Source organism: Heyndrickxia coagulans DSM 1 = ATCC 7050 (assembly GCF_000290615.1).
Classification (GTDB): Bacteria; Bacillota; Bacilli; order Bacillales; family Bacillaceae_C; genus Weizmannia; species Weizmannia coagulans.
In genome coordinates, this window is record NZ_ALAS01000132.1 from 1 (window position 1) to 872 (window position 872).

Annotated in this window: 2 pseudogenes; both read left to right on the forward strand. The window is 39.4% G+C overall.

Going from position 1 to position 872, the window contains the following annotated elements:
- Positions 1-240, forward strand: a pseudogene (locus tag IC21_RS17270) (hypothetical protein); the annotation flags it as partial.
- A 61-nt stretch (positions 241-301) separates the two neighbouring features.
- Positions 302-479: pseudogene (locus IC21_RS17275) on the forward strand (ISLre2 family transposase); the annotation flags it as partial.
- Positions 480-872 lie beyond the last annotated feature (393 nt).

Below are 872 nucleotides of genomic sequence, written 5' to 3' on the forward strand. Positions count from 1 at the left end.
GTGAAATATTTTGAAAAGCAGAATATAGACCCGAAAATTTATCCGGAAAACATGCAAGCACAAAATCGTTATATTATGGAAAAAAAGGTGAAGTTTGTGGTCATAAGGCAGTCACGGTGGAAATCAGGGCCGCCCCATATTCCACTTTTAAAGCAAAACTACAGGTTGGTCAAAAAGCAATTTCAAATGGTAGAGGGAAAACCATATGATTATCTGCTTTATAAACTAAAAAGTGATTGATCCCATTTTTAAATCAAATTTTTTGACGGAAATGCATTTTAAACGGGAAAGACAAGGTTAGAACGTGCCGGAAGGTGAGAAGATGGGAACAAACCAAAGGAATATCTCGTTCAGAATGAAGAAAAGGGGTATGCATTGAAGTGAAGTTGGTGTAGAAGCCATGGCAAAGGTCAAACAAAGCATGTTTAATAAGAAACTTGAGTAACCGTTCAAGAACTACAAGATGGCAACGGAACTTAACACCAGTCATAGTAGTCCGCATATCCGCCAATTGGTGTAAAGCAAAGATCTGTTACCCCCTGTATTTAAGCAGTTCATCGGTAATGGAACATTTAAGCAAAATTATAGAACGACCATTCTAAGCCTGGATAAGTAGAAACTGTTTCCAAAACGATCTTGTGCACAGTTCGTTGGTGAGTGCGAAATTTACGGGACTTCTTCGGGAAAAATCAAGCCAGGAGAACACCGCAGCGAGATAAGAGCGAGAAGACTCGCCAGCTGCCCGAAAAAAACGAGTAAATTTTGTGGTGTCAATACGCTCGTTATGCACAGTAATATAACTGGTATTTCGAAACAGCCCCTACTTATCCAAAAAAGCAAGCGAAGCGTGGTAATTGAAAGTGACAAAGAGA